Below are 17,842 nucleotides of genomic sequence, written 5' to 3' on the forward strand. Positions count from 1 at the left end.
CGGTAGCCGCCGCATTCAAGAAGTCGTCTACCGAAGCTACGTCTTGCAGGGCGTTGGTACTGCTGGACACAGTTTCCAAACCCTGCGGCCTCCCTTGGGAGGCTTTCTATGACACGCTCAACGGAAAAAAAGTAATCGTAATGCGAATTGAATCGACCGCTGGAAACGAACACAAAGTCTGGCTCACGGACAGTGAGATCGAGGACCTCCGCCGAGCCACCAACAGCCAACGCGACGACATCATCATTCAACTCGGGGCGTTCGTCGGCCTGCGGGCATTCGAGATCCCACAGGTCCGCCCTGCCGATGTGAAAGAAACCGAGAGCGGCCAGTACCGGCTGCGTGTGCAGGCCGGGAAGGACACCAGCGGGAACGGTGGGAAGCCTCGCGACGCCTACCTCCCAGACAACGTCGAGCGCGATCTCCAGCGCTTCCAGAACGAACACAACATCGCACCCAAGGACCCCTACATCGACCTGTCGCAACCGGGCGTCCGGGCCGTGGTTCGGCGGACAGCTACGCGGGCAGCTGAGGCGACTGGCGACGAAGACTTCGAGAAGGTGAGTACGCACGACCTTCGCCGCCGCTTCGCCCAGCGGCTGCTGGTCGACGAACAGATGAACCCACGCGTAGTCATGGCCGTTGGCGGGTGGGATAGCTTCGCCGCGATAGAACCCTACCTGAACGCGCCCAGCGAAGACGTGATTGACGAGGCGTTTGCGGGAGCTGACCTCTGACTCAAGGAAGATTACGGTGCAACAGCGCCGGTATTCTCGTTCGATCCAGGAAATGGAATATCGATTTCGAGACCATCATACGCTAGCAGTGGCTTCTTCGCCTGGCCCGACCCGCCGGGTTCAAACTCAATAACGCCGATATCTTCCAGTTCGGAGAGGTTCCGGTGGACCTGCTTGTAATCACGGTCGACCAGGTCAGCAGCCTCGCGGATGCTCGCTGGTTCATGCTCGGATATCGCCTCCAACAACTCCAGATTCTTCGGACTGAGCAGTCGGCTAAGTTCTGTGTACGAGTCGAAGTTCAGCACCGGCTGTGCCTCATCAAGATCTGCACCGTCCTGGGCGGCCTTGATTCGGTTACGAGTGCGCTGCTTGAGATGCTCGCTATTTCCGACGGTGACTTTGAGTGTGGCCATGGTGTATCCCTCCTGGTTGCGTCCTACGATGACCAGTTCCACGAGACAGGCGATAGCTCGTTGGCCTCCGCCTTGAAGCGGTCGTAGAGCGTGAGCATCCCTGGAAACTCGATGTATTCAACATCGTCATTGATGTGGCGCTCGTGCCCTTGTGTCCGTTCGTGAGCGTTGTCGTATCGGAGGATCGTGTCTCCGCCGACCTCTCCAAGATGGAGACTGTAATCCCATCCACACGGGTATTGCTCATCGTCCGTCTGTCGGATGGTCACAGCAACGACGTAACCGTCTTTGACATCCCTCCAGTCTTCGATGGTAGTGTAGGACGCCATCCGCTACCCTATGTTATTGCCTCCATAGCCATAAGCCTATGGACCATACCACACAGTACTCATGTCTTGTCTGGAATTCCGCGCGCGCGAAAAATTATGGCCAGACGCCGCGAAATCGGCGCGAGGACCTGTTTCCGTCGGTCCGACCCCCTGGGTTCGTCTTCAAGGTTTGATAGGTTTCAGCGAAGCACTGACTCGGGTTGGACTAGTCCCACAGCGCTGGAGTCGGCAGGGTCGGACGTTGGTATGAAGCCGACGGAGGTGCCGGCCGTCAGATCATCTCCGATTACCACCGGTCCACTACTGGCTTCCAGAATGGGGCACGAAATCCCAGTTCCTGTGGGTCGTGTACCTCTGGTATGATCACATCATTCGCGGGGGGTTGACTCGAGACGCCTCGACAGCACCCATCAACTCATCTGCTGACTCTTTCACTGGCATGATCCCTATTGGATATCGTGTCTGCAGTCTCTAGGTTCGTCCGTCAATCGTAGTATTGAGACATGAGTTAGTCACCGCTATCACAAGCACGCCCCGACCAGACTGGAGCCACTCAATTGGGGTAACAGGGGGTCCCCCCTTCCGTTCCTGTTCCAGATACGCGCGCGCACCGAACGGACATTTTTGTCCGTGCCAGAGTGAAAGTGGTCCAGCAGCGGCACTCACCCCCAATTGCCGTCCATAATCTCGCCGGGACTATCGGGTGTCAATCACGGGACTGCCAACGGTCAGGCGAAAAATCAGCTGGTGCCATTACTCGGCGACCAGGGCGGCAAACGCATCGTCGCAATGATCGGTCGTCGAGTCCTGTATGGTCGGCAGCTGCTCACGCATCTCCTCGAGTGTGAGGCGATCTTCGTCGGCCTTAGTGTCGGACTCTGTCTCGTGGAAGACAGCCTTGACTGGTTCGTCGACGTCAGGGCGGTGAACCAGCGGCGTCCCGTCTCGATCTGCGTCGACGGCGGCGCCGTTCGCAATAGCGCCCTGCGTCGAACAGTTCCGACAGGCATGGACTTCGGTTTCTTCGTTTCCGAACACACGGGCGTACTGTGCGTCGACGTGGGCTCCGCAGTTCTGGCAGGTCACGGCCGATACCATGGGTCAGCGTGAGATGGGATCGCTAGTAAAACACGAGCCCATTGTGACACCTGTCAGTGTAGTGGTGTCAAAATGGGCTATGTTTTTACGCTGGATTCCACCGAACGGCAAGAGTGTAGCCATCAACTGACGATGGCGGTGACAGACACATGCCAAATATCAACAAGCTCTCCGTCCGCGGCGGTTCTGGTATGGTGACGATTCCGAAAGACGAACTCGAGATGTGTGGCCTGCTGGCTGAGGATGGGACCCCAGATACCGACGTTCAGTTGCTCGTGAAGATGGAACGCCCTGGTGAGTGGCGGATTTCTGTCCTCGACGAGTCCTGTGTCGACGATTCGTGGTACACTGGCGACACCCCCGAGACCGGTGTCCAGGTCGGCGCTGGTGGCGGGAAACAGTAGTAGTGAAGGACAGTCAAGAACGCACCACCCATCGGGAATCACCACCGAAGGAGCATCAAGCGTCTATACAGCAGAACACCTATCCACGGCCCTGGTGTGATATCTTCGAGTTTGCGATGAGATCTCAAAGTGTCCATACGCCAACAACCCTATAGTACAATCTCGGCTTGGTCGTACAGGTGGTTTTCTACCCGTTCAAGCACTATCGGTAATCACTCTCCAGTTGTGGTTACACGGGACGACAGAGGCAGTTCTACAGTCAGACAGTATGTAGCGATGACCAGTCCCGTCAGTGATTGCCTGCTCACTTCATAGATTCCTGCCCATGGATCAAGAACGAATCCGTTGGCTCGCAACACGAGGCCGAACCAAGCCAGCAGCGGCGTTGCAATTACGAGGAAAGAGAAAACAGCGGTACGAGTCGAGCGTTTCAACACATTTCCGGGGAAGATACCTATTTTGTCATTCCACAGTCTTACGATTGACATCGATATTTTCTCTCCGACCGCATCGACTTTCTTAGAGTACGGTACCCACGTTGATTTGACGATAATGGGCCATTCGTAGGAATCTCAGGTCGAAACCACCCTTCCAGTTCCGCGCTGTATCAGCTATGAGCCTGAATTTTGATCCGTGGAAATTTCGAAACCTGACACACTGCTCCCGTCTCCTACAATGACATGGTTACCGGTCGCAGCGATATTCTCTATGCTATTCTCTGCGAGTAGCTGTTCAGACAGGATGCTACCGTCCTCGATATCTACCGCAATTAGTGTTCCATCATCTAGTGGTATCCAAGCACTCCCACGGTGAACGGCAAACCTGCCTGCTGGCTCTGTTGAGAGACTAAGGCTCCACTCTGACTCTTCAGTATCCGTATTAATCCGAACAAAGTCGAGGTCGGTAAGCACATACACTGAGTTGTCTCCATCGTAGATGCTGCTCTCCACTGTGGATAGTCGGTCAAGCGACCAGTCGCTCCCACCTGACGAAAGCGACATCGCCTCAAACCCGGCGAAGATAGTATAATACAACCAATCACCATCGGCGGATATGTGGATATCCGTAGGTGGATAATTCGAGATCTGTTCAAACCCTTCACCAGTGTCTGTATCAACAGTATACAGGTTGCTCGTTGTTCCGATATAGGCGACTTCCTCAACAGATTCAACGTCAATAATCGGATCTGTAATCGACTCAGAGATGGTCCACTCAACAGACCCATCCTCTGCATTCACACCTCGAAGAACAGTGGCATGATAATCAGATGTGCATACCACAATCCCGCCCGATGTGACTGTCTGGGGGATGAGTAAGGCATCATCAACAGTCTGTGAAAATTCCACGTCTCCGGTTGCCCGACTGAGTTTGTGCAGGGCTTGGCCCGTATTGGCAAACACATACTCTGAATCAAACGCTATCCCCGGTATGTAATCTTCATTCGCCTCTTCGTCGCTCGTGTAGCTCCACTCCGAATCTCCTGTTGCAGGGTTTATCTGGTCAATCGATGTGGGATTACTAACGTACACTTCTCCTTCAGCAGTGGTTATTCGACTCTCAATAGCAGCAATTTCGTCTCGAGACCATTGCAAGGATAGGTCGGTCGCCCCCGAGGTATCTCCTTCCTCTTCTGTCTCGGTTTCACTCTCTGGCGTGGAAGTGTCCGTCTCTGTTTCTACAGATTGGCCAGTTCCGGTCGGTCTGTTTTCATTCGATGCCGCAAGTCGAAGACACCCGCTACTCAGAAGAACAGTACCTATAGTTACAAGGGCAGACCGTCTAGTAGCCATATTGTAGCTTTCAAATTCCCATTATTATATACTTTTGACTATACCGGCCTTGTTGAAACCTTCAAACGGTGATCGGTTTCAGGCAGCATGCTGCATACACAGCGCGAATCTTGCAAGGTCGCTGATCGCGGATGGAGCGGTAGATAGACCCGCATCTTTACCTCTCGTGGTGGCAAAACCGAGATCATCGTCCCACACCGACGGTGGATGCGTCTTTTTGGAAATTCGTGCAGTATCGTGTCGAGTTCGCTTTCGAGCTAGACGTCCCCTGAATTACGGGGACTCGGGCACGATTCCACAACTCCTCGACCCACTACGATCACTACGGAACGACGAACGCTTCCTCGAGCTCCATGTACGGGTGCCCGTACCCGCAGTATTCGAGGCAACTGACCGTGTAGTCACCCCGCTGGGACGCCCGTATGCCGGTGACTGTTGGTTGGGTGGCGAATCGTGGGAGTGGGATTGGGTGAAGCATCATCCCGCCGCCCATAGGCCCTCGCATGTGATTCCATCCCGAGGGCATCACCGCGAGGCTGTGATTCGGATATTGCTCGTTGGCTTCCTCGAGTGCGTCGTGCATCGAACCCGAGGGTGGCGATGGGATGCGGGCTTCGTTCCGCTCTTCGAGTTCCTCGTGGTCTGGCACCGCGTCCTCTACCGCTTGAGGCAGCTGTGAGATCGCGTCTCCGGCGCTGGTATTGAAGCCGACCAGTCGAACGCTCGTGTCCGGATCGAGGACCAGTTGTTCGTGTTCGGTTCCGTCCTCGTCAAGGAGGACGAACCCCCAATGGTAAGCGCCGAGGTAGACCGACCGGTCCGGGGCGCCACCTCCCCCCGGGAAGCCCGTCCCGACACAGCCAGCTGTGCCGATTAGGCCGGCGCTTGCTGCGAGAATCGACAGGAACTGTCGGCGTGGCACCTGAGTCATCACGTCCGCCTGTCACTCCCCGTCGAGTTTCGATCGGCGCTGTTCGTACTCCTCTTCGGATATGTCGCCCCGAGCGTACGCGATTCGGAGTTCCTCGAGGGCGGGGTCAGCGGTTAGTCCACCGCCTCCCGACAACCACCGGTAGACGAGGTAGCCGCCGCCGATGAGGATGACCAGCCAGAATAGCATCATGCCGAAGCCCCAGGTCCAGGAGCCACCGTACATACCATATCCCCCCATCATCCCGCCGCCCCACATCCCCATGAGCGGGAACGCCAACACCATCATCAGCATCGGCCCGAGGACGAGGATGGCGAGGACGACGAGTATGAGCTTGACCGTGCCGTCAGTCGTGCGTAGATTAGACATTATTATTATTGAATCGTTTGTATTTCTGCGTCTATAAGCCTATGCAATGGGGAAGCGACCTCAATCACGGGTCGATCGGTTCTGGCGTCGTCAAACTTCGCTGTGGGTCTCTTCTTCGTGGTGGCCCTCTTCAGTGCTGGTACTCTACTCGTGGTGGCCGTCTTCTTCGGTGTGGGTCTCTTCTTCGTGGTGGCCTTCCTCAGTGGTGGTCCCTTCTTCGTGATGGCCCTCTTCTTCCTCGTGATGCCCCGCTTCAGTAGTGGTGCCTTCCTCGTGATGACTCTCTTCCTCTGCGTGGTGGCCCTCTTCCGTACTGCCGCCGTCTTCGTGGTTGCCCCCGCTCAGTATCTCTCGGCACATCCCGTTGAGTTCTTCGAGCTTCGCGTGGACTTCTTCGGGCTTGTCTTCCGGCATCGTCTGGAGCGCCGGCTGGTCCTCGAGGTGTGGCTCCCCGACGATGACGGTAGCGATCATCCCGAACGACTCGTGGGGCGTACAGAGGTAGTGGTAGACGCCCTCGGTCTCGAACGTGTGCTCGAACGTCTCGCCTTCTTCGGACAGCGTCCCGCTGTCCCAGGCTTCGGTCCCCTCTGGCACGAGTCGCGGCTGGTCGTTGCCCGGGTGATACGCGGTCGCGGTGTGCGTCCCGCTCTCGAGCACCCACGTGACCGTTCCGCCGGGCTCGACCCACGTGACGTGCGGGTTGAAGTGGTACTCGGTCGAGTCTCCGGTTCGGGCCGTGTTGACCGCCACTTCGCGGGCGGCCTTGGGTTCGCTCACCGTGTCGTGGCCGTGGGCCTCGTCCCCGTGGCCGGCGTGGCTGTCCCCGCCAGACTCACCGCTCTCTGCGGAAGAGGAGCCGCCGATTTGCTGTTGGTTCGAGCTGCCAGGAGCGGCGGTACACCCGGCCAGTCCAGCAGCGGCCAGACCGGCGGTTCCTGCGATCAGTTTCCGTCGAGTGAGTCGTGGTTCGGTCATAGTTCAGGTCACCGTACAGTTCGAGATACGAGAGGCAGGGAAATAGGGGGGAAGCCTGTTTTGCACGCCACGCAAAACGGTCCTTGTTTTAAGTAGGTTCGAAGAAGTACACGTAGTGCGGGGAACAGCCGTGTCAACCGACGACCACGCCGACGACCTCCTGGAACTGCTGGGCCAAGAGCGCGTCCGGCAGATCCTGGCCGCGACGAGCCGCGACCCCAAGTCGGCCAAGGAACTCGCCGAGGCGTGTGACGTCGCCCTCTCGACGATCTATCGCCGGGTCGAGACCATGATCGAGAGCGACCTGCTGGTCGAACGGACACGGATCGAGTCGGACGGCAGTCATCACAGCGTCTACGAGGCGAACGTCGACCACCTCGACGTCGACATCGACGACGGAACCATCGACGTCAGCGTCCACGTCCGCGAGGACGCAGCCCAGCGCTTCTCGCGCATCTGGAGCGACATCCGGGAGAGTTGAATCAACCATGCACATCGAACTCGTCATCGCGAAGCTCGTTACGGTCGGACTGGGACTGTTGATAACCTACCAGGCGTACAAGGGGTATCGAACGTACGGTAGCGAGCCGATGCTCTACGTCGCCATCGGCTTCTTTTTCATCAGCGTCGGCTCGGTCATCGAAGGGGTCCTCTTCGACGTCGTCGGCCTCTCGATCTTCCTGGCCGGGACCATCCAGACGGCTATCGTCGCCATCGGGATGCTCGTCATCCTCTACTCGCTGTACGGGCAGATGCCACAGCGATCGACGGGTGAGGAGGATCCATGACCGGCCACTGGGACCTCGCGCTGGTCGGCGTTCGCGTCCTCCTGCTCCTCATGGGGCTGGCGACGACCGCGATTAGTTTCCGCGCCTATCGGCGGCAGGGAACCCGGTATCTCCGTGATGCGACGGTCGGCTTCGGTTGTATCACGCTCGGCGTCCTTCTCGAAGGGTTCCTCTTCCAGTTCACCGGACTGACGCTCACGCAGGTCCACATCGCCGAATCTGTCGCACTCGTCGTCGGACTAGGTGTTCTGCTTCGCTCCTTCCTCCAGTAGCCCGGCAGTCGGCGTGTTAGTGCGCGTGGTTCTCCTGCAGGTCGTCGCTCGGATAGATCCGGTAGGTTCGCCCCTGGAGCTCGCTGTACAGCAGGCCGTGCTTCTGGAGGTCGCTCGCGGTCTGGCTCACCTGGCTCTTCGAGAACTCCGAGCGCTCCCGGAGTTCGATTTGCGTTACTAACGTATCTTGCACCCTCGGCTTCGTTTCCAAGGTTTTGGATGGCAATCACCCACATATTCGAAGGGGAAATCCGAATAAGACGAGGGAGCGTAGGTATGCGTATATGTCAACGACTATCACCGTCGAGGGTATGAGCTGCGACCACTGTGAACAGACAGTCGAGGAAGCACTTCGAGAGGTAAGCGGCGTGACGGGCGTGACCGCCGATCGAGATACGAAACAGGTGACCGTCGATGGCGACCCTGACGTACCGGCGCTCGTTCGAGCTGTCGAGAACGCCGGATACAACGCTCACGCCTGATACCTCCCACGGAACGTACACCGACGAACGTACTGCCGTTCTCGTTCGATTCCGACCCCCCGACTTTATCGCTCAGAGTCGGGGCCTGGACACGATACTGGGGGACGGCACCAATACCCACACAATGAGAAACCATCCAGACCACGGGCAAGCCGAAACCGAACGCACTCACCACGAAGAAGCCGAGCACGACAACGGTGCAGACGTTCACGAAGGGGCACCACACGAGAACCACCGCACACATACAGACCACACGGGCCACGAAAGGATGTTCCGCCGGCGGTTTTTAGTGTCGCTGGTCCTCTCGGTACCGGTCGTCTTCTTCAGCGAGTTTGTCCAGGACGTCTTCGGCTATACTGCGCCGACGTTTCCTGGGAGCCTCTGGATCACGCCCGGCCTCTCGGTGATCGTCTTCGCGTACGGTGGGGTACCGTTCCTTTCGATGGCACGGACGGAACTCGAGAACCGCGAACCGGGGATGATGATGCTCATCTCGCTTGCGATCTCCGTCGCGTTCGTCTATTCCATCGCGAGTCTGTTCATAGAGGGCACGACCCCGTTCTTCTGGGAACTGGTCACGCTGATCGACATCATGCTGCTTGGCCACTGGATGGAGATGCGCTCGGTCCGGCAGGCCTCAGGCGCACTCGACGAACTGGCGAAGCTCATGCCCGATACCGCCGAACGGCTCACCGAGGGTGGGGAGACGGAAGAGATTCCCGTCTCCGAACTCGGCGAGGGTGATGTCGTCCTCGTTCGCCCGGGGGCGAGCGTCCCTGCGGATGGAGAAGTCGTAGCGGGCGAGTCGTCGGTCGACGAATCGATGATCACTGGCGAGTCCCGACCTGTGGACAAGGAACCCGAGTCCGACGTCGTCGCTGGCACGGTCAACCAGGACGGCAGCCTCCGCGTCCGCGTGACGAAGACCGGCGACGAGACGACGCTAGCGGGCATCATGCGACTCGTCGACGAGGCCCAGCAGTCCAAATCTCGAACGCAACTCCTGGCCGACCGGGCAGCCGGCTGGCTGTTCTACGTGGCACTCGGCGTCGCGGCGATTACGGCCATCGCGTGGGTCGTCGCGGTCGGGTTCAACGTCGGCGTGCTCGAACGCGTCGTCACCGTCCTCGTCATCGCCTGCCCGCACGCACTCGGCCTGGCCGTCCCACTCGTGGTCGCGATCAACACCTCCACGGCTGCCCGGAATGGGATGCTCATTCGCGACCGCATCGCCATGGAAGAGGCCCGGAACCTCGATACGGTGATGTTCGACAAGACTGGGACACTCACGAAGGGTGAACAGGGCGTCGTGGGCGTCGAGACAGCAGACGACTGGGACGAAAAGCAGGCGTTCGAGGTCGCCGCGGGCGTCGAGGGCGACTCCGAGCACATGATCGCTCGTGCCATCCGGAACGCCGCCCAGGAGCGGGACATCCAGCGAGCGAGTGTCTCGAATTTCGAGAATCTCCGCGGGCTCGGCGTTAGAGCCACCATCGACGGTGAATCAATGCACCTGGGTGGTCCAAACCTGATCGAGAAACTCGGCATCGACCGACCTGACGACATCGCCGACTTCGCTGAGGAAGCCGGCGTGAACGCACAGACGGTTATTTACCTGATTCACGACGAATCCGACGTCGTCGCGGCGTTCGCACTTGCCGACGTCATTCGAGACGAAAGCAGGCAGGCCATCGAGGCACTGCACCAGATGGGCATCGAGGTGGCGATGCTGACCGGTGACTCCGAGGACGTCGCGAAGGCCGTCGCCGCGGAACTCGGTATCGACCAGTACTTCGCGGAAGTTCTGCCTGAAGAGAAAGATACGAAGGTCGCACAACTCCAGTCCGAGGGAAACCTCGTCGCGATGGTTGGCGACGGCGTCAACGACGCGCCAGCGCTAACGAGAGCAGACGTCGGCATCGCTATCGGGTCCGGGACAGACGTCGCCATCGAGTCGGGCGACATCATCCTCGTCGACAACAACCCGCTGGACGTCGTCCGCCTCGTAAAGCTCTCGAAGGCGAGCTACCGGAAAATGCAGGAGAACCTCGTCTGGGCGACTGGCTACAACGTGTTCGCGTTGCCACTCGCAGCGGGTATCCTCGCTCCAATCGGTATCCTGTTGTCGCCGGCAATCGGTGCCGTGTTCATGTCCCTGTCGACGATCATCGTCGCCATCAACGCCCGCCGACTCCGGGGGGTCGACCTCTCGGCGTGACTGGTACATCCCAGATCACCGTGACCAATTGGTCACTCCACCTGTACTAAATTTCTGCGTAAACCTCACCGGTCTTCTCGTCGCCAAGTGTGTACACGATGTACGTGGTGACGAGTGCTGCTAAGTGTCTGTTTCGCTAACAGAGACTACTGAATTACCCTCTGTATCTTGCACGGCAGTCCTGACAGAGCCCGGTGAGGTTTTCGTGGCCGTGCTGCATGCAGAACGTTTATTCAGATTGGTAATCCCGAACCTCCCTGATCAGGAGGAGGGCGGACAGGATACTACCAGCGAGAAGCGCGACCCATAGCCCAGAAAGCGGTTTCTGCGCGTCAGCCGCTCTGAATAGTCCTCCCGTCAGAAGTGCGGCAGCGATGAGGCGCACCCGCGGAGAGACCATACCAACCCCTCTCGCTGAATCCACAAGAGGATGCTCCCTCTGAACTAACCGAAGCACGCTGCTGCATACACCCTCTGTATTCAGCACGCTTCTCTTATCAGGTTGTGTGGATTTCAACAGAGCTCAGGATGTCTATTCAAGAGTGGAGCGAGATCACTGCCAGCGCTTGTCGTTTCCTATTAAGACTCAATCAGCCAAGCTAACCAACACCACAGCGTATTCACCGTCCCGTTGGTTAGCATCGCTGTCAATCAAACGTACGACATCAGCCGGGCCTGCTGGGCCTCGTCGGGATCAGGGACGAGGTCGTAGCGCTCCAGCGTCGATTCAGACCCGTCCTGATCCTGTTTGAGCCCCTCAAAAACGAGTTCCGGTGAGACTTCCAGCGTGTGGATGTACGAGCGGCCGCCGGCACGACCAAGGTTACGCTCATCGCGTTCCAGCAAGCCATAGAGGCGAATCGAGTCAAGAAAGTCGTTGACACGCCGCTTCGAGCGCGGTTCGTAGCCACAGACATCACAGATGTTCTCGTAGACCTGGTAGATGTTTTTCGCCCGGGGGGAGGCCTCGTCGTCGATATTGAGGAACGCGGTGGCGAGCAGTGCGAGTTTCATCTGGGAGGTGAGCTGTTCGCGAACGATTGTGAGGACACGCTGTTCCTCAACGCGGCTGCCAGCCTCTTCGACGTGGGCTTTGGTGACCTGGTCAGCGTCATGTTTGCGCGCGATATTTCCGGCCGTTTCGAGCAGATCGAGTGCCTCACGAGCGTCGCCCTGTTCCTGGGCGGCCCGGGCAGCACACAGTTGGATGACGCCCTCGTCAATCGTCCCGTCCCGGAATACAAGGTCAGCGTAGTGCTGGAGGATATCGGTGAGTTCGGTGGCATCGTATGGTGAAAAGAAAATTTCGTACTCACAGAGGGTGCTTTTGACCCGTGGGTCGAGCGAGTCTTTGAACATGTGGTTGTTCGAAATTCCGATGACGCCAACACGGGTGTCCTCCAGTGTGTTGAGCTGACTAGACGGTGCTGTCGTTTTGTACGCTGTATTTATTTCTTTCTACTAGATAACGTTAGTAGTAGTAGTAGTAGGACGCTCACTCCTCAGATAAACACTCGAAACGGGGGGTGTGTGTGGTCCCGGATTCCCCTCAGGCTGGATCAACCGGTCCGATATACTGGCTTTTGATGCTGTCGCCGTCTCGCCACTGCAGGTAGTAGTAGTCACGGCCATCGATGGTTTTCGTCGTGAGAGTTCCTTTCGTTTGTGGAATCTCTGCCTTCTCACGAGCCTCGGCAAGCTGGTCCTCCCAGTCTTCTTCGTCCCAGTCCTCCGGTGTGTCGGGTTGCTCTGTGGCCTGATCGTCAGGTTCCGTCGCCGCTTCCAGATCGACACAGAGTGTATAGACATCCTCGAGTGCTCGGTCGTATGTCTCGGTCAGCGCTGCTGGGATCGAGTCACACTCGATGGCTCGGAGTTCTTCAAGCGCTGTCTTGGCATGTGAGCGGTCGGACATACGCTAACCAACACACTCGTGATAGTTGTCGGTTGTGTTGGTTAGCTTCGTGGAGCTATGATCACGGTTGGTTCCAAACCAGCGTCAGCTCTGTTCTGGCAGCTGGTCAAGTTCTCGAAGATACTACGGCCTCACGTGGGTCAGCTCACACTGCCGATTCGGCTTCGGAGAACTGCCGTTGAAGTCAATCAGTGAAAATCATTAAGAACTGGAGAAGTGTCGACTAACAGACAACCAATGGAACACCAGAATCAAAATAAATCGGGCGAAAAAATTCAGCGATACGGCTAAATAACGAAATCGTATTACTGACAACTGTTATACCGAATCAGTCATTACTATTTTCATTCTTTTTGAATTGCTCATGATACGTCTGTTCAAGTTCCAGTCGCGTCTCGCGACTGAGTTCGTCACCCTCTAGTCCGTACTTCTCATTTGCAATTTCCTCACGAGTCTGGATATTACTGGGTGAGATCCCATCTGCGAACGGCTGCCTGTTGTACAACTCCTCAACCTGGCCGGCAGTCTCGGTACTCAGTTCACTGAAGTTGTATCCATAGTACTTGGCTCGCGATATTTCGTCACGCGTGTATGTGGTGTTTGCGCCCGTATCACCGAACTGCGCGTCGAAATCCGACTGGATCTCGATGGTCGTTTCGCGGCTCAGGTTCCCGAAGTCCTTGCCATAGCGGTCCTCTGCAATTTCCTCACGGGTCTTCACATCTTCAGGTTGGGCACCTTTAGCGAATGGCTGCCGGAGGTACAGTTCTTCAACTTGGCGTGCCGTCTCGTTGCTCAGTTCGCTGAAATTGTACCCATACTTCGCTTTGGCGATTTCGTCCCGCGTGTACTTTTCCTCTGGAGACGCTTTCGAAATGACTGTAACCGACGTAGTTTGGTTACTGTCGGACGTGAATAGACCGCCAGTATACTGTCCGGTTGACAGGTTAGCTGGGATGGTTCGCGTGGTAGTAACGGTTGTGTTCTCACCACTAGCAAGCGTGACAGACTCCGTCTGAATCACCTCTTGTGTCTCATCATTGTTGGCGTCCACACGAGCTTCAACGAGTTGCGTTCCTTCAGCATCACCCGTGTTAATAATGTTCGCTGAGATGGTCAGTGAGTCTCCTTGAGTGACTTTATCCGGGACGCTCAGATTCGTCACAGCAAAGAACGCTTCACCTTCGGTGACAGGCTCTACAGTTACTGTAACGTTCTCGGTATCGGTCTCTCCTTGACCATCGCTAACCACCACTTCGAAGGTTAGATCGGTTGCCTGGTCGACCGCTGGTGAGGTGAATGAGGGAGTCGCGGTGCTTCCATCAGAGAGCGGGACATCTGGACCGCTAGTTTGCGTCCACGTGTACGCAAGTGAATCACCGTCTGGATCAGACGAACCAGTGGCGTCCAGCGTAGCAGTACTTTCTCCAGGGACGGTTTGATCCGGTCCAGCATCAGCCACCGGTGGCTGATTCTCTGCAGGCTGTTCAACTGGTTCGATTCTGACATCGACGGTATCAATGTCAGTGGCACCGTTCCCATCCGAGACCGTGACTTCGAATGAGAGGATCGTCTCTACATCAACATCTGAGGCATTGAACGAGGGCGTTGCCGTGTTTGCCTCTGAGAGTGTCACATTCGCTCTCGACACTGGCTCCCACTCGTATGAGAGCGTATCTCCCTCGGGATCAGTCGATGCACTAGCATTCAGCGTGACCGCTGTACCGCTGTCAACCGTCTGGTCTGGGCCTGCATCAGCACTCGGTGGGTCATTCACCGGGCGCACAGTGATGTTGACCGTATCCGTATCGGTTCCACCGTTCCCATCACGTGCTCTCGTCTGGAACGTGAGCGTCGTCTCTTCGGTCACTGTCGGTGCAGTAAACGTTGGTGCAGAGAAGAGCGACTCAGAGAGCGTTACCGATGGGCCCGCAGTCTGTGTCCAATTGTAAGTGAGTATGTCTCCATCTGGGTCCGTCGATCCATCTGCATATAGCTGAACCGTGGAATGCTCGTCGACGGTTTGATCTGCCCCAGCATCCGCATCCGGCGACCGATTATCCGGTTCGGGTGCGATATCGTTCTGGACAGTGATGGTCACTGCATCGGTGGCAGTCCCGCCGTTGCCGTCAGAGACGGTGACTTCGAAGACGAGGTCCGAGTCTGCGTCTACCTCCGGAGCTATGAACGATGGCGTCTCTGTACTGGGACTTGAGAGGTTAGCGGGTGGCCCAGTAGTTTGTGTCCACGTGTACGAGAGAGTATCTCCATCAGGGTCGGATGAACCGCTCGCATTGAGGGTCACAGATGCCCCTTCTTCGACAGTCTGACTCTCCATAGCATCAGCTGTCGGTGATTGATTGGCGGCTTCGATGAGGATTGTAGCGATTTCGCTGTCATCGTCGGTGACGATACCGTGGGTGTAGTTCCCTGGCGCAAGAGGGTCAGTGTCGAGACTTTCGAAGGTGACCTCAGTCGTTTCCTCAGCATTTAGTGAGACGTTTTCTGAGGCCAGAACTTCGTCAAACTCGAGCGCCCCGTTCCCATCGGTGTCAACTCGGAACTGGACAGTCTGTATGCCGGTTCGGTCGCCTTCGTTGGAGATTTCAGCGGAGACAGTAAGCGAATCGCCTTGCGTGGTTGCGGTTGGAGCATTTAGACCACTGACACTGAAGTTTGCTGGTTCTGGCGGCGATGAGATTGTGATTGTGGCAGTTTCACTGTCATTGGAGGTGATGACACCGTGAGTATAGTCTCCTGGCTCAACCGAACTGGTATCGAGATTCTCAAATGCGACTTCAGTCGTTTCCCCAGCGTCTAGCGAGACGTTTTGTGAGGCGAGAATCTCATCAGCTTCAAGCGCTTCGCTTCCATCGGTGTCTATCCGGAACTCAATGGTCTGTGTGTCGGCTTGGTCACCCTCGTTGGAAATTTCGATGGAGACCGTGAGTGAATCGCCTTGTGTTACTGCGGCTGGTGCCGTCAAGTTCTCGACGCTGAAGTTTGCTGGCTCCGGTGGCGATGAGATAGTAATCCTGGCTGTCTCACTGTGGTTTGCGGTAAACACACCGTGAGTATAGTCCCCTATTGTGAGGGGATCAGTTTCGAGGCCATCGAACGTGATCTCAGTTGTTTCTCCAGCATTCAATGAGACATTTTGTGAGGCGAGGGTCTCCTCGGTTTCGATGGTTCCGTTTCCATCGGCATCTAGCCGGAACTCGATGGTCTGCGTGTCTGCTTGCTCCCCCTCGTTGGCGATCTCAGCAGAGACTGTAATCGTCTCACCTTGGGTTACCGAACTCGGTGCGTCCAGATTCTCGACGCTGAAGTTTGCCGGCTCCGGTGGCGATGAGATGGTGATTGTAGCGGTTTCGCTGTCGTTACCGGTGACAATCTCGTGAGTATAGTCTCCTGGCTCAACCGAGTTGGTATCGATATTTTCGAACGTGACTTCAGTCGTTTCCCCACCGTCTAGCGAGATGTTTTGTGAGGCGAGAGTCTCATCAGCTTCGATGGTTCCGTTTCTATCGGTGTCTAGTCCGAAGTTGACGGTCTGCGTGCCAGCTTGTTCACCTTCATTGGAAATATCAGCCGAGACAGTAAGGGAATCGCCTTGGGTAGCTGTAGTCGGAGCGTTCAGATTGTCGACACTGAAGTTTGCTGGGTTCGGTGGCGACGAGATGGTGATTGTAGCAGTTTCGCGGTCATCAGCGGTAAACACCCCGTGTGTGTAGTCCCCAGGAGCGAGGGAGTCAGTTGTAAGATTCTCAAAAGTGACTTCGGCCGTTTCACCACCGTCTATCGACACTTCTTGTGAAGATAGAACCTCACCGTCTCCAAGCGTTCCATCTCCATTGGTATCGACTCGGAACTGGACGATTTGAGTGCCGGCTTGGTCACCGTTATTCGAGATTGCAGTTGAGACAGTAAGCGCATTGCCCTGAGTGACTGTGGTCGGGGCGGTCAGATTGTCGACGTTGAAGTTTGCTGGGTCTGGTGGCGATGAGATGGCGATTGTAGCGGTTTCGCTGTCGTTGGCGCTAAAGATGCCGTGGGTATAGTCTCCGGGCTCAAGTGAGCTGGTCTCAAGATCTTCGAAGGTGACTTCTGTTGTTTCCTCAGCACCTAACGAAACCTCTTGAGAGGCTAAAATTTCATCGGTTCCGAGTGTACCGTCGCTGTTGGTGTCAACCCGGAACTGAACAGTCTGTGTGCCGACCTCATCGCCATTATTGGAAATCGTAGCGGAGACAGTAAGGGAATCATCTCGAGTGGCCGTGTTTGGAGCATTTAGACTGTTGACACTGAAGTTTGGTTGACTAAGTGGCTGAACAGTTATATTTACAGTATCAGCGTCGATGCCTCCGTTCCCGTCCGTGGCCGCTACTCGGAATGTTAGCGTAGTTTCACTACCAGTTGCTGGTGCGGTAAATGAGGGAGTTACCGATGTAGCACCATTCAAATCCACTGATGGGCCCGCAGTTTGCGACCAATTGTATGAGAGAGGATCCCCGTCAGGGTCACTGGAACCACTTGCATTGAGTGTGACATTAGTCTCTTCATCAACAAGTTGACTATTGCCTGCGTCAGCAGTCGGTTGCTGATTAACAGAAACGGTTGTGTTCTGTGTTCGGGCCACTTCGTTCGCGCCAAATCCGTTGGCCGCCTCAACCGTCAGTGTTCGATTGCCAGAGATTGTAGCATTGGCTTGAACGGTAAACGTGACTGTCGCATTCTCTCCGGGCGATATTGTCGGAAATCCAACAGCATTTTGTTGGTCAGAAATGAAGGTTGCATCAGCACTTGAGATACTTGTTATTGTGAAGCCGTTCGGGACTTCGGTTGCCTGAAGACCGAGAGAGTTCAGAGCCGTGGACCCAGTGTTTTCTATAGTATACGTGACTGTGAACGAATTTCCTGGTGCAACCGTGGCTGGGCTCTCAGAACTGAGCGAAAACGTTTCTGAGGTAGTTTGGGCTGAAGTATTTTGAACTGGTGAACTGTTCGGAACACCAACTCCGATTCCGCTCACCACAACCAACGCGACGAGCCCGATCGCGAGTACTTTTCTGCGCGGACGTGCTGCGGTTTGGATTGTCTGTATCATTGGTTTTG

The 17,842-nt window shown here is 56.3% G+C and carries 17 protein-coding genes and 1 pseudogene; 7 read left to right on the plus strand and 11 right to left on the minus strand.

Translation table 11 applies throughout. From position 1 onward, the window contains the following. Window positions 1–140: 140 nt before the first annotated feature. The gene (locus VI123_RS18935; RefSeq protein WP_336339674.1) at window positions 141–737 is read left to right on the plus strand and encodes a site-specific integrase; all 597 of its coding nucleotides are present in this window, start codon (window positions 141–143) and stop codon (window positions 735–737) included. Between the two features lie 11 nt (window positions 738–748). Here VI123_RS18935 and VI123_RS18940 read toward each other — a convergent pair whose 3' ends face one another. The 3 genes from VI123_RS18940 to VI123_RS18950 all read right to left on the minus strand — a co-directional run bounded on the left by VI123_RS18940 (window position 749) and on the right by VI123_RS18950 (window position 2,580). Next, window positions 749–1,153, minus strand: coding sequence for an HVO_A0114 family putative DNA-binding protein (locus VI123_RS18940; protein WP_336339675.1), 405 nt, complete (start codon window positions 1,151–1,153; stop codon window positions 749–751). Between the two features lie 23 nt (window positions 1,154–1,176). Continuing rightward, window positions 1,177–1,482 (minus strand): toxin-antitoxin system TumE family protein, encoded by a 306-nt coding sequence (locus tag VI123_RS18945; protein ID WP_336339633.1) that lies wholly within the window; start codon window positions 1,480–1,482, stop codon window positions 1,177–1,179. 753 nt (window positions 1,483–2,235) lie between these two features. Further along, on the minus strand, window positions 2,236–2,580 hold the full coding sequence (locus tag VI123_RS18950) for a DUF7563 family protein (RefSeq protein WP_336339634.1): 345 nt from the start codon (window positions 2,578–2,580) through the stop codon (window positions 2,236–2,238). 149 nt (window positions 2,581–2,729) lie between these two features. Here VI123_RS18950 and VI123_RS18955 point away from each other — a divergent pair, with 149 nt between their 5' ends. After that, complete coding sequence (locus VI123_RS18955) at window positions 2,730–2,984, plus strand: hypothetical protein (RefSeq protein ID WP_336339635.1); 255 nt, start codon at window positions 2,730–2,732, stop codon at window positions 2,982–2,984. Window positions 2,985–3,595: 611 nt separating this feature from the next. Here VI123_RS18955 and VI123_RS18960 read toward each other — a convergent pair. The 4 genes from VI123_RS18960 to VI123_RS18975 form a co-directional block, all read right to left on the minus strand. Beyond that, complete coding sequence (locus VI123_RS18960; protein WP_336339636.1) at window positions 3,596–4,774, minus strand: outer membrane protein assembly factor BamB family protein; 1,179 nt, start codon at window positions 4,772–4,774, stop codon at window positions 3,596–3,598. Window positions 4,775–5,096: 322 nt separating this feature from the next. After that, a complete protein-coding gene (locus VI123_RS18965) occupies window positions 5,097–5,705 on the minus strand; it encodes a cupredoxin domain-containing protein (protein ID WP_336339637.1) in 609 nt (202 codons plus the stop codon). Window positions 5,706–5,717: 12 nt separating this feature from the next. Then, window positions 5,718–6,074, minus strand: coding sequence for an SHOCT domain-containing protein (locus VI123_RS18970; protein ID WP_336339638.1), 357 nt, complete (start codon window positions 6,072–6,074; stop codon window positions 5,718–5,720). Window positions 6,075–6,218: 144 nt separating this feature from the next. After that, entirely contained in the window at window positions 6,219–7,052 is an 834-nt protein-coding gene (locus VI123_RS18975) for a cupredoxin domain-containing protein (RefSeq protein ID WP_336339639.1), read from the minus strand. 130 nt (window positions 7,053–7,182) lie between these two features. On the opposite strand from VI123_RS18975, the gene VI123_RS18980 reads away from it, so the two are divergent. From VI123_RS18980 to VI123_RS18990, 3 genes are read left to right on the plus strand one after another with little or no spacing between them, the layout of a single operon-like run. Next, window positions 7,183–7,533: an ArsR/SmtB family transcription factor gene (locus VI123_RS18980; protein WP_336339640.1), complete on the plus strand. Its 351-nt coding sequence runs from the start codon at window positions 7,183–7,185 to the stop codon at window positions 7,531–7,533. Window positions 7,534–7,540: 7 nt separating this feature from the next. Continuing rightward, on the plus strand, window positions 7,541–7,840 hold the full coding sequence (locus tag VI123_RS18985; RefSeq protein WP_336339641.1) for a DUF7521 family protein: 300 nt from the start codon (window positions 7,541–7,543) through the stop codon (window positions 7,838–7,840). After that, on the plus strand, window positions 7,837–8,112 hold the full coding sequence (locus VI123_RS18990; RefSeq protein WP_336339642.1) for a DUF7521 family protein: 276 nt from the start codon (window positions 7,837–7,839) through the stop codon (window positions 8,110–8,112). The genes VI123_RS18985 and VI123_RS18990 overlap by 4 nt, the downstream gene beginning before the upstream one ends. A 16-nt stretch (window positions 8,113–8,128) precedes the next feature. On the opposite strand, the pseudogene VI123_RS18995 reads toward VI123_RS18990, so the two are convergent. Then, a pseudogene (locus VI123_RS18995) lies at window positions 8,129–8,290 on the minus strand (helix-turn-helix transcriptional regulator); the annotation flags it as partial. Between the two features lie 106 nt (window positions 8,291–8,396). Here VI123_RS18995 and VI123_RS19000 point away from each other — a divergent pair. Together VI123_RS19000 and VI123_RS19005 are read left to right on the plus strand one after the other, a co-directional pair. Next, the gene (locus VI123_RS19000) at window positions 8,397–8,594 is read left to right on the plus strand and encodes a heavy-metal-associated domain-containing protein (RefSeq protein WP_336339644.1); all 198 of its coding nucleotides are present in this window, start codon (window positions 8,397–8,399) and stop codon (window positions 8,592–8,594) included. Between the two features lie 268 nt (window positions 8,595–8,862). Further along, a complete protein-coding gene (locus VI123_RS19005) occupies window positions 8,863–10,812 on the plus strand; it encodes a copper-translocating P-type ATPase (protein WP_336339645.1) in 1,950 nt (649 codons plus the stop codon). Between the two features lie 651 nt (window positions 10,813–11,463). Here the strand turns inward: VI123_RS19005 and VI123_RS19010 are convergent. The 3 genes from VI123_RS19010 to VI123_RS19020 all read right to left on the minus strand — a co-directional run bounded on the left by VI123_RS19010 (window position 11,464) and on the right by VI123_RS19020 (window position 17,834). Then, window positions 11,464–12,264, minus strand: a complete 801-nt coding sequence (locus VI123_RS19010; RefSeq protein ID WP_336339676.1) for a Cdc6/Cdc18 family protein — start codon at window positions 12,262–12,264, stop codon at window positions 11,464–11,466. 97 nt (window positions 12,265–12,361) lie between these two features. Beyond that, entirely contained in the window at window positions 12,362–12,727 is a 366-nt protein-coding gene (locus VI123_RS19015) for a hypothetical protein (protein WP_336339646.1), read from the minus strand. A gap of 328 nt (window positions 12,728–13,055) precedes the next feature. After that, window positions 13,056–17,834 (minus strand): PKD domain-containing protein, encoded by a 4,779-nt coding sequence (locus VI123_RS19020; protein WP_336339647.1) that lies wholly within the window; start codon window positions 17,832–17,834, stop codon window positions 13,056–13,058. Between the last annotated feature and the right edge of the window lie 8 nt (window positions 17,835–17,842).

Origin of the sequence: Haloarcula sp. DT43 (assembly GCF_037078405.1) — an archaeon.
In the GTDB taxonomy this organism is placed as follows: domain Archaea; phylum Halobacteriota; class Halobacteria; order Halobacteriales; family Haloarculaceae; genus Haloarcula; species Haloarcula brevis.

Excerpts from the sequence above, each read along its gene's own strand:
- VI123_RS18940 (WP_336339675.1), bottom strand. The coding sequence starts at position 1,153 with ATGGCCACACTCAAAGTCACCGTCGGAAATAGCGAGCATCTCAAGCAG.
- VI123_RS18960 (WP_336339636.1), bottom strand. The coding sequence starts at position 4,774 with ATGGCTACTAGACGGTCTGCCCTTGTAACTATAGGTACTGTTCTTCTG.
- VI123_RS18970 (WP_336339638.1), bottom strand. The coding sequence starts at position 6,074 with ATGTCTAATCTACGCACGACTGACGGCACGGTCAAGCTCATACTCGTC.
- VI123_RS18975 (WP_336339639.1), bottom strand. The coding sequence starts at position 7,052 with ATGACCGAACCACGACTCACTCGACGGAAACTGATCGCAGGAACCGCC.
- VI123_RS19015 (WP_336339646.1), bottom strand. The coding sequence starts at position 12,727 with ATGTCCGACCGCTCACATGCCAAGACAGCGCTTGAAGAACTCCGAGCC.
- VI123_RS18950 (WP_336339634.1), bottom strand. The coding sequence starts at position 2,580 with ATGGTATCGGCCGTGACCTGCCAGAACTGCGGAGCCCACGTCGACGCA.
- VI123_RS18955 (WP_336339635.1), top strand. The coding sequence starts at position 2,730 with ATGCCAAATATCAACAAGCTCTCCGTCCGCGGCGGTTCTGGTATGGTG.
- VI123_RS19005 (WP_336339645.1), top strand. The coding sequence starts at position 8,863 with ATGTTCCGCCGGCGGTTTTTAGTGTCGCTGGTCCTCTCGGTACCGGTC.
- VI123_RS18965 (WP_336339637.1), bottom strand. The coding sequence starts at position 5,705 with ATGACTCAGGTGCCACGCCGACAGTTCCTGTCGATTCTCGCAGCAAGC.
- VI123_RS19020 (WP_336339647.1), bottom strand. The coding sequence starts at position 17,834 with ATGATACAGACAATCCAAACCGCAGCACGTCCGCGCAGAAAAGTACTC.
- VI123_RS18935 (WP_336339674.1), top strand. The coding sequence starts at position 141 with ATGCGAATTGAATCGACCGCTGGAAACGAACACAAAGTCTGGCTCACG.
- VI123_RS18945 (WP_336339633.1), bottom strand. The coding sequence starts at position 1,482 with ATGGCGTCCTACACTACCATCGAAGACTGGAGGGATGTCAAAGACGGT.
- VI123_RS19000 (WP_336339644.1), top strand. The coding sequence starts at position 8,397 with ATGTCAACGACTATCACCGTCGAGGGTATGAGCTGCGACCACTGTGAA.
- VI123_RS18990 (WP_336339642.1), top strand. The coding sequence starts at position 7,837 with ATGACCGGCCACTGGGACCTCGCGCTGGTCGGCGTTCGCGTCCTCCTG.
- VI123_RS18985 (WP_336339641.1), top strand. The coding sequence starts at position 7,541 with ATGCACATCGAACTCGTCATCGCGAAGCTCGTTACGGTCGGACTGGGA.